Genomic DNA, 9,813 nt, shown 5'->3' on the forward strand with positions numbered 1-9,813 from the left:
GATGATGAGTAAAGGAAGAGTTACGATACCAACAGATGATAATTTTATAAAAGAAACTATGGAAATAGCTGAAAAGTGGGGGGCTGATGGGATTAGAGATTGTGATGGATTTAAGCTACCAAAAGAAATAAAAGGATTGGCTGAAAGAATATATTCAACTTATTTCGTTGCTCGTGGAGATAATAAATGGGCAGAGGCTAATAAAGAAGAATTACAACAAACATATTTAATGACAAAGCATCATGTTGCAACTGAAGATAAGCTAGTAATAAAAATAATGGATGGATATTTTGAACAGCAGGTTCAACCAGATATTTATCATGATATAAAAGTTTGGTGGGAAGTAATTGATAGAACGAGCAATGAGGTTATAGATGCTTCCTTGTGGAAATATAATGAGAAAACTCAAGAAGTTATTATAGAAAATACAATTAAATGGCATGAATATACAGTAACATTTTTGGCTTATTGTATATGGGATCCAACCCAAATGTATAATCACATTACAAATAACTGGGGAAATAAACCACATGAAATGCCTTTTGATGCAAGAAAGCCAAAAACTAATAAATATATTTTTGAAGCTATGCATAAGTGGCTTGATGAACATAAAGAATCAAACATAGTTAGATTTACTACTTTCTTTTATCATTTTACTTTAGTGTTTAATGATTTAGCTAAAGAAAAGTTTGTAGATTGGTTTGGATATAGCTCAAGTGTAAGTCCAGAGTGTTTAGAAGAATTTAAAAAGGAAAAAGGTTATGCATTAAGGCCAGAGCATATTGTTGATCAAGGATATTATAATTCTTCATTTAGAGTTCCTTCTAGAGAATATTTAGATTATATTGATTTTCAACAAAAATTTGTTGCAGAAAATGTGAAAAAACTTGTAGATATTGTGCATGAGGATGGAAGGGAAGCTATGATGTTTTTAGGTGATAATTGGATCGGTACAGAGCCTTATGGAAAATATTTTTCTTCTATAGGAATAGATGGAATAGTTGGCTCTGTTGGTGGTGGAGCAACACTTAGAATGATTTCAGATATTCCAGGTGTCAAATATACAGAGGGGAGATTCTTACCATATTTCTTTCCAGATACATTTTATGAAGGGAATGATCCTACAATAGAAGCGAGAGAAAATTGGGTAACTGCAAGAAGAGCCTTAATGAGAAAACCTGTAGATAGAATTGGATATGGGGGATACTTATCATTAGCATATAAGTTTCCGAAGTTTGTTGATTATATTGAAAACGTTTGTGATGAATTTAGAGAAATATATGATAATATTGGAGGAAATAAGCCTTACTGCGGATTAAAGGTAGGAGTACTTAATTGTTGGGGAAAACTAAGAAGTTGGCAAACTCATATGGTTGCACATGCATTATGGTATAAGCAAATATATACTTACTTAGGAATAATAGAATCACTAAGTGGTATGAATTTTGATGTTGAATTTATAAGCTTTGATGATATCAAGGAAAACGGAATCTCAAGTGACATAGATGTGATAATTAATGCTGGAGATGCAGGAACTGCATTTAGCGGAGGCGATAAGTGGCTTGATAAAGAAATAATAAGTACTTTAAGAGAATGGATTTATAATGGTGGAGGTTTTGTTGGAGTAGGGGAACCTTCAGCAGTATTAGAAGGAGGACATTTCTTTCAATTAGCAGAAGCATTAGGCGTAGATAAAGAATTAGGATTCTCATTAAGTACAGATAAATATTTCAATACGCAACTTGATAAACATTTCATTACAGAAGATGTTATTGAAGAAATTGATTTTGGTGAAGGGCAAAAAAATATTTATTCAAAGAGTAAAGAAACAGAAATAATTTGTTATAGAAATGGAGATTTATTGATGTCTTCAAATGACTACGGAAAAGGAAGAGCAGTATATATTGCAGGACTTCCATATTCACTTCAAAATACCCGTATACTTATGAGAAGTTGTTTTTATGCATCACATAAGGAAAAGGAAATGAAAAAATGGTATGCAGATAATTTGAATTGTGAAGTATCAGCATATTTAGAAAGTAATAAATATGCTGTAATTAATAACTCCCATGAAAAGCAAAGTACAATTATATATGATGGAAGTGGCAATAAAATAAAATTTGAATTACAGCCAGGGGAAATTAAATGGAGCAAAATTAGTTAGTGTTTAGAAGTTAGTGGTTAATTAATGAATTGTGTTATAAAGGCTAAATTGAAAAGATAGCTCATAACTTCTAACTAAAAATTCATAACTACCTATAGGAGTGATTTTATGATTAAAAAAGTAATCTATAGTTTAGTATTTATAGTATCGGTATTCTTAGTTATAAAAGGAAATGCGATTCATGGATATAAGGGATTGTTTATTATGTTGGTAGGATTAACATGTTTGCTTGCAGAGTTATATTTATACAATAGAAAATATCAATAAAGGAGGGAGAGAATATATATGAAACCAATATTATTAATAATGGCAGCTGGATTAGGAAGTAGATATGGTGGATTAAAGCAGATAGACAAAATTGGGCCAAATGGTGAGGTATTATTAGAGTTAGCTGTGCATGATGCTATAAAAGCAGGATTTGAAAAAATAGTATTTATTTTGAGAAAAGAAATTGAAGCTGAATTTAAGAATCTTATAGGAAATAAATTAGAGAAATATGCAGAAGTAAAATATGCAATTCAAGAAATAGAAAATCTCCCAAAGGGATATAAAGTTCCGAATGAAAGAACAAAACCGTGGGGAACTGGACAAGCTATATTGTGTGCAAGAGATATTGTGGATGCACCATTTGTAGTGATAAATGCAGATGATTTTTATGGGCAAGAGGCATTTAGAAAGATATATGAGTTTTTAATCAATAATAAAGATGAAAATACGTATGGAATGATAGGGTATAAGTTGAGTAATACACTTTCAGAAAATGGGCATGTTGCAAGAGGGGTTTGTAAGGTTAAAAGCGGATACTTAGAAGAAGTAGTTGAAAGGACAAAAATAATAAAAAAGGGGGAGGCAGCTTTTTATACAGAGGATGATGAAAATTGGGCAGAACTTGATTACAATTCAACTGTATCAATGAATATGTGGGCATTTAATACTAACATATTTGAAGAATTAGAAGTTGGATTCAAAAAATTCTTAGATACAGAGGTTAAATTAAATCCAAAGAAGAGTGAGTATTTTATACCTTCAGTTGTAAGTAATTTATTAAGTGAGAATAGAATATCTGTTAAGGTTATGGAATCAGGGGATAAATGGTATGGGGTAACTTATAAAGAAGATAAATACATTGTAAGATGTGCTATTGAAAATCTGATTAAGGAAGGGGTTTATCATAAGAATTTATGGGAGGAAATTAGGGCGAAATGTGTGACAAATGTTTAGATAAAACAGTAGAAGCGCTAAAAAAATTTAATTTCAAGGGAGATATTATAAGGGTAACACCATTTGGAAGTGGAATAATTAATGATACTTTCTTAGTTGTTTGTAATGATAAGGGTAGTAAAAATAAATATATTCTTCAGAGAATAAATAATTCAGTTTTTAAAAATGTTAATAAGTTAATGGAAAACTATTGTAATGTATGTGATTATCTAAAAGATATAATTTGCAAAAGAGGTGGGGATATAGATAGGCAGACTATTACTGTAGTTCTAACTAATGATGGCAAGAGTTTTTATTGTGATTCCAAGGGGAATTACTGGAGAGTTATTAAATTTATTAAGAACACAGTAACTTATGATGTTAGTGAATCAACAGGAGATTTCTACAAAGTAGGAAAAACATTTGGAGAGTTTCAAAATATGCTAATAGATTATAATGCAGAAAGTTTATATGAAACAATACCTAATTTTCATAATACAAAAGAAAGATATAAATCATTTATAAATGCTATTGAAAGAAATAAGGCAAATAGATTAGATAATGTAATAAATGAAGTTAACTTTATTATTGAAAGAAAGAGTGATACATCAATTTTAGTGGATTTACTTCAGAAAGGTAAATTACCATTAAGGGTAACACATAATGACACTAAAATTAGTAATATTCTTATGGATGCAAAAACCAAGGAAGGGATTTGTGTTATAGATTTAGATACTATAATGCCAGGACTTTCTTTATATGATTTTGGAGATGCTATTAGAAGTGGAGCAACACATGTTTCGGAGGATGAAAAGGATTTAAACAAAGTATTTATTGATTTAGAATTTTTTGAAGCATTTACAAAAGGTTTTTTAGAGGGGACAGCAAATAGTTTAACTGAAAAAGAAATTGAATTATTACCGATGGCAGTAAAAATAATTACATTAGAACAGGGAATTAGGTTTTTAACAGATTATTTAAATGGAGATGTTTATTATAAAACAAACTATAATGATCAAAATCTTGATAGGACTAGAACACAACTTAAACTTGTTAAGGATATAGAAGAAAAGTTAAATGAAATGAAAAATATAGTAAATAAATGTTTAAGTAATAATATAGTAGAGGTGTGATAGTATGATTAAATTTGGTACTGGTGGATTTAGAGCAATAATTGGAGAGGATTTTACAAAAGATAATGTTCAGCAATTAGCTAGAGCTGTGGCTAGAAAAATGAAAGATGAAAAGGTTGAAAATAAAACTATAGTTGTAGGATATGATAGAAGATTTTTATCAAAAGAAGCTACAATGTGGATATCAGAAGTTTTAGCATATGAGGGAATTAAAGTTTTGTTTATTCACAGAGGGGTGCCTACGCCATTAATTATGTTTGAAGTTAAAAGGTTAGGTTTAGACTATGGAATGGCAATAACTGCAAGTCATAATCCTGCACTTTATAATGGGGTAAAACTATTTACTAAGGGAGGAAAGGATGCAGATGAAATAGTAACAAATGATGTTGAAAATTATATTTCTAAATATGAAAATGAAGAGTTAAAATCAATAGATTTTGAAGAGGCTATAGAAAAAGAATTAATAATTTATGATAATCCATTTAATGAATATATAGACTGTATTTTATCTCAAATAAATGTAGAAGCAATTAGAAATGCACATTTAAGGGTTGTTTTAGATCCAATGTATGGTGTAAGTCAAACATCACTTAGAACTATACTTGCAACTGCAAGGTGTGAATTAGATGTTATTAATGAAAGACATGATACTTTATTTGGTGGAAAACTACCTACCCCAAATGCAGCTAATTTAAAATCTCTTCAAAATTATGTTATAGATAGAAAATATGATATTGGGATAGCTACTGATGGAGATGCAGATAGGCTTGGTGTAATAGATAATAACGGAAGGTTCCTACATCCAAATGATATTTTAGTTTTATTATATTATTATTTATTAAAATATAAGGGGTGGAATGGACCTGTTGTTAGAAACATTGCTACGACAGAACTTTTAGATAGAGTTGCACAAAGCTTTGGAGAAGAATGTTATGAGGTGCCAGTTGGTTTTAAGCATATTTCTTCAAAAATGATAGAAACTAATGCAATAATAGGTGGAGAATCTAGTGGGGGATTAACAGTCAAAGGTCATATTCAAGGAAAGGATGGTGTTTATGCAGCTTCATTATTAGTTGAAATGATAGCGGTAACAGGAAAATCTTTATCGGAAATATATGAAGATATATGTAATGAATATGGAAGATTATATATGACTGAAAGGGATTATAAAATGACCCAAAAGAAAAAGCAAGATCTTATTGATATATTAATGGCTAAGAGAGAGCCAATTGAATTTAATTATGATGTTGAAAGAGTTTCGTATGAAGATGGATATAAGGTTTATTTTAAAAATGGTGGTTGGATAATAGTTCGTTTTTCAGGAACAGAACCTGTATTAAGGGTATTTGCTGAAATGGATACTTTAGAAAAGGCAGAGGAAATAAGAAAAATAGTTGAAGAAAGGTTTAATTTGTAAAATAAAGTTAAATTGCTAAAAACGCAAAATAACTAAAAAATATAACAATAAGCTTATTGATTAAACGTTTACAATTATGTAATATATAGTTATAAAAGGTGAGGGGGAGAATTTTATGAAGTTTAAGAAATTGTCAATGATATTAAGTGCACTTATGGTGGCAACATTATTTGCAGGTTGTGGGAGCTCAACATCGAGTAAAGAAGGTGAGACTGATGAAGAGGCTGCAACTTCAGCTACTGAAGAAACAGTTTTAAAAATAGCTGCATTAGATGGTGGGCGTGGAGTTGAACATTGGAATAAGCTTGCTGAAAAGTTTGAAGAAAGTCATGAAGGGGTTACAGTTGAATTAACAGCTGCTTCTAATTTAGAAGAAATAATTAGACCTCAAATTCAAGGTGGAAATGTACCTGATTTAATATATTTAGCAACTGGAAGACCAGAGGCTTTAACAGAAACTTTTATAAATGAACAAGCTCTGCATGACTTAACTAATGTTATGAATATGACTGTACCAGGTGAAGATGTTACTGTAAAAGATAAAATATTACCAGGATTTTTAGAAACTTCATCTACAGCTCCATATGGTGATGGAAAAGTTTATTTAGCACCTTTATTTTATAGTCCAACTGGATTGTTTTATAACAAAGGATTATTTGAAGAAAAAGGATACGAAGTACCAAAGACGTGGGACGAGTTCTTTGCTTTAGGAGATAAGGCTAAGTCAGAAGGCATTTATTTATTTGCATATCCAACAGCAGGATATTTTGATTCTGTAATGCCAGCAATGTTAGCTGCTTCTGGAGGAATAGAGGCATTTAATAAAGCAATGAATTATGAAGAGGGATTCTGGACTTCAGATGATGCAACTAGAGTATTAGAAATTATAGCAAAATTAAAAGATTATACAGAACCTTCAGTAGTGGCAAATGCAAATGGTGATAACTTTAAAAAGAATCAACAATTAATTTTAGATAATAAAGCTTTATTTATTCCAAATGGTGATTGGTTACCAAGTGAAATGGAAGATGCCCCTAGAGCAGATGGATTTGAATGGGGATTTAGTGCATATCCAGCATTTGAAGATGGTGGAGATATGTATTCTTATAACTATTTTGAACAAATGTATATACCGGCTGATGCAGCTAATACATCATTAGCAGAAGAATTCATGGCTTATATGTATAGTGATGAAGCTGTTGGAATAATTGCTGAATTAGGTAAGTCAGTAGTTCCTGTAGAAGGGGCAATTGATATTGCTAGTAAATATTTAGATGATTTACAAATTGAGATGTTAAGTGTTTATGATAATGGAGCAAAACCGGTTATGGGTGGATTTGCAGCAACAGAGCCAGTTGAAGGATTAGTTTGGAATGATTCTTATATATTAATCATTGATTCTATAATGAATGGAACTAAAACTGTAGAAGATTGGCAAACTGCATTAACAAGTGCATCTGATAAATTAAGAGAAGCTATAATTAAATAGTATTATTTAGGCGTTACGGAAGTAACGCCTATTTTTATGACATTATTTGTGTATTTTTAGGACGATAAAGATTAATAATATATTTAATAGTTAGGGGAGGAAAATATGAAAAAGGTATAAAAGAAGGAAGAGGTAAAATGAAAATAATTAATAAGGGTTTTAGGGTATTAATATTAACTTTAATATTAATATTACCTAGTAGTAGTATTAAGGCATTCAATCATGAAAATATTGATGTAAAATTAATAGGACATAGGGGTGCAAGTGCATATGAACCAGAAAATACAATTCCCTCTTTTGTGAAAGCAGCAGATCTTGGAATGTGGGGAGCTGAATGTGATTTGTATTCACTTAGGGATGGAAGTCTTATTATATTCCATGATAATGATGTTGATAGAATGACAAACGGTGTTGGTAAAATTCAGAGTATGAGTTTAGTTGAGGTTAAGGCACTAAATATTGATAGTGGAAATAATATTAAAAAGTATAAAAATTTAAAGATACCTACTTTAGATGAATATTTAATTTGCTGTAAAAAAAATAAGTTAGTTCCAGTAATTGAGTTTAAGGATATAAATGTTAATAATGTAAAAGAAGTTGTGGATAAGATTAAGGGGCATGGACTAGAAGATGAATCTATAATAATTTCAACATCATATGAATGGATAAAATATATTAGACAGTATAGTTATAAGATTCAATTTCAATATTTAAGTGATATAAGTTTAGAAAATATTAATTTATTAAAAGAGTATGGTAATTATGGAATAGATGTTAGAAAAGATAGAGTAACTGCTGAAAATGTACGTCTAGCCCATGAAAATGGAGCAGTAGTTAATGTATGGGATGTAAAGACTGAAGAAGAGGCTAATATGCTTATAGGTATAGGTGTAGATATGATTACTAGTGATTATAAATTAAAATAAAAAAATATAATTTATATGTATAATAACAAGAAAGCTTGTCAAGAATTAAAATAAATAATTCTTGGAGGTTAGAAATATGAATAAAGTTTCTTTAGTTGGTAATGTGGTAAATGATTTAGAGTTAAAAGAGTATAAGAATGATGAAGGTGAAGGAAAGTATGTTAGATTTACTTTAGCAATTAATGAGTACAGTGTTAGAAAGAATGAAAGAATTGCAACGTTTGTTGAAGTAGTAGCATTTGGTAAGAAGGCTGTAATATTGGCTCATAATGTTGGTAAGGGAAGTAAGCTAGCCGTTGAAGGGAAATTAAGAACTAGTAGTTATTTAAATAGTGAAGGTGAAAAGAAATACAAGGTAGACATAATATTAAGTGAATTTACTTTTATTGATAGTAAGAAAAAAGCTGTTAATGAAGTAATTCAGGAAGAAGTTCCATTTTAATATATAATAATGACATAATAAAACTTCAAATTTACTTTAGATTATTTTATAGAAAATAATTGTTGGTAAATTTGAAGTTTTTATTTTTGTTTATTAGGTTTATTTATATAGTTAATATTATTTTATAGTAAATTCATAAATTGGTAACTATTGAACAGCGAATTTAAGTGGAGTAAAATATAAAGTAATATAAGGTCTTAAAAAAATTATTACTTTATAAGTATAAGAGTATATTATGAAAGAAAAAAGGGGTAGGGTACATATGAGAGTTGTAAAAAGAAATGGGAAGTTTGAAGATTTCCAAATACAGAAGTTAGAAAGAAGTATAAAAAATTCAGCAAGTGATATAAACATTGTTTTTAATAATTCAGATATAAAATTATTATGTAATGAAATAATGAAAGAATTGTCAGTTGCATGTAAGGATAATGATCTTACGAGTAGCTATGAGATTGTGGGAGTTACTTTAAGTGTTTTAAAGAATAATAATTTTGGAAAAGTTATAAATAGTTATTTAGGTATATAATAATATGAAAAAGGTATCGCATCATTAATAATGCGATACCTTTTTTAGATGGTGCACCTAAAGGGATTTGAACCCCTGACGCCTGGATTCGAAGTCCAGCACTCTATCCAACTGAGCTATAGGTGCATAGAATATATTACTTATTATAATATTAAAAAATATAAAATTCTATAAAATTAGTTTTTTTATATAATATTTAGCAAATTTATTGATAAGCATATTATGTATATATAAGTTATAAATAGATAAAAATAACTATTGGAATGTAGAAAACAGAAAAAATACTATAGATTATACCATACTCTATACCTGGTGTATCAATAATAGAAAAAAAGAGAAAAATAACGAAAAAACATAGTAAATGATGAATAAATTTTAATAATTATACTTATAATATATTTGAGGCGGAAAAGCTGTGATAGAATAGTCCTTGTCCTTGAGGGAAACATTTAAGAACTGAAACAAGTTAAAAAAACTTGAAAAAATAAGTTCAAAAAAATGTTGACACGAAAGTGA

General features: G+C 29.3%; 9 protein-coding genes and 1 tRNA gene. 9 read left to right on the forward strand and 1 reads right to left on the reverse strand.

Annotation, left to right across the window (positions count from 1 at the left end; all coding sequences use genetic code 11):
- Positions 1-4: 4 nt before the first annotated feature.
- The 9 genes from gnpA (at position 5) to HCG70_RS06500 (ending at position 9,297) form a co-directional block, all read left to right on the forward strand.
- The gene (gnpA, locus tag HCG70_RS06460) at positions 5-2,164 is read left to right on the forward strand and encodes a 1,3-beta-galactosyl-N-acetylhexosamine phosphorylase (RefSeq protein ID WP_221697569.1); all 2,160 of its coding nucleotides are present in this window, start codon (positions 5-7) and stop codon (positions 2,162-2,164) included.
- A 108-nt stretch (positions 2,165-2,272) separates the two neighbouring features.
- Complete coding sequence (locus HCG70_RS06465) at positions 2,273-2,431, forward strand: DUF6903 family protein (RefSeq protein ID WP_156327501.1); 159 nt, start codon at positions 2,273-2,275, stop codon at positions 2,429-2,431.
- Between the two features lie 18 nt (positions 2,432-2,449).
- On the forward strand, positions 2,450-3,385 hold the full coding sequence (locus tag HCG70_RS06470; RefSeq protein ID WP_055277952.1) for a sugar phosphate nucleotidyltransferase: 936 nt from the start codon (positions 2,450-2,452) through the stop codon (positions 3,383-3,385).
- The gene (locus HCG70_RS06475) at positions 3,367-4,497 is read left to right on the forward strand and encodes a phosphotransferase enzyme family protein (RefSeq protein WP_055277953.1); all 1,131 of its coding nucleotides are present in this window, start codon (positions 3,367-3,369) and stop codon (positions 4,495-4,497) included. Before HCG70_RS06470 ends, HCG70_RS06475 begins: the two co-directional genes overlap by 19 nt.
- Before the next feature lie 4 nt (positions 4,498-4,501).
- Positions 4,502-5,914, forward strand: a complete 1,413-nt coding sequence (locus HCG70_RS06480; RefSeq protein ID WP_042402690.1) for a phosphoglucomutase/phosphomannomutase family protein — start codon at positions 4,502-4,504, stop codon at positions 5,912-5,914.
- A 115-nt stretch (positions 5,915-6,029) separates the two neighbouring features.
- Complete coding sequence (locus HCG70_RS06485; protein WP_055277954.1) at positions 6,030-7,403, forward strand: carbohydrate ABC transporter substrate-binding protein; 1,374 nt, start codon at positions 6,030-6,032, stop codon at positions 7,401-7,403.
- A gap of 137 nt (positions 7,404-7,540) precedes the next feature.
- Positions 7,541-8,329: a glycerophosphodiester phosphodiesterase family protein gene (locus tag HCG70_RS06490; protein ID WP_055292337.1), complete on the forward strand. Its 789-nt coding sequence runs from the start codon at positions 7,541-7,543 to the stop codon at positions 8,327-8,329.
- Positions 8,330-8,405: 76 nt separating this feature from the next.
- A complete protein-coding gene (locus tag HCG70_RS06495; RefSeq protein WP_042403076.1) occupies positions 8,406-8,771 on the forward strand; it encodes a single-stranded DNA-binding protein in 366 nt (121 codons plus the stop codon).
- Between the two features lie 262 nt (positions 8,772-9,033).
- A complete protein-coding gene (locus HCG70_RS06500; protein ID WP_070098873.1) occupies positions 9,034-9,297 on the forward strand; it encodes an ATP cone domain-containing protein in 264 nt (87 codons plus the stop codon).
- A gap of 49 nt (positions 9,298-9,346) precedes the next feature.
- Here HCG70_RS06500 and HCG70_RS06505 read toward each other — a convergent pair.
- A tRNA-Arg gene (locus tag HCG70_RS06505) sits at positions 9,347-9,423 on the reverse strand.
- Between the last annotated feature and the right edge of the window lie 390 nt (positions 9,424-9,813).

This window comes from Clostridium sp. K04 (genome assembly GCF_019734375.1).
Taxonomy (GTDB): domain Bacteria; phylum Bacillota; class Clostridia; order Clostridiales; family Clostridiaceae; genus Clostridium; species Clostridium saudiense.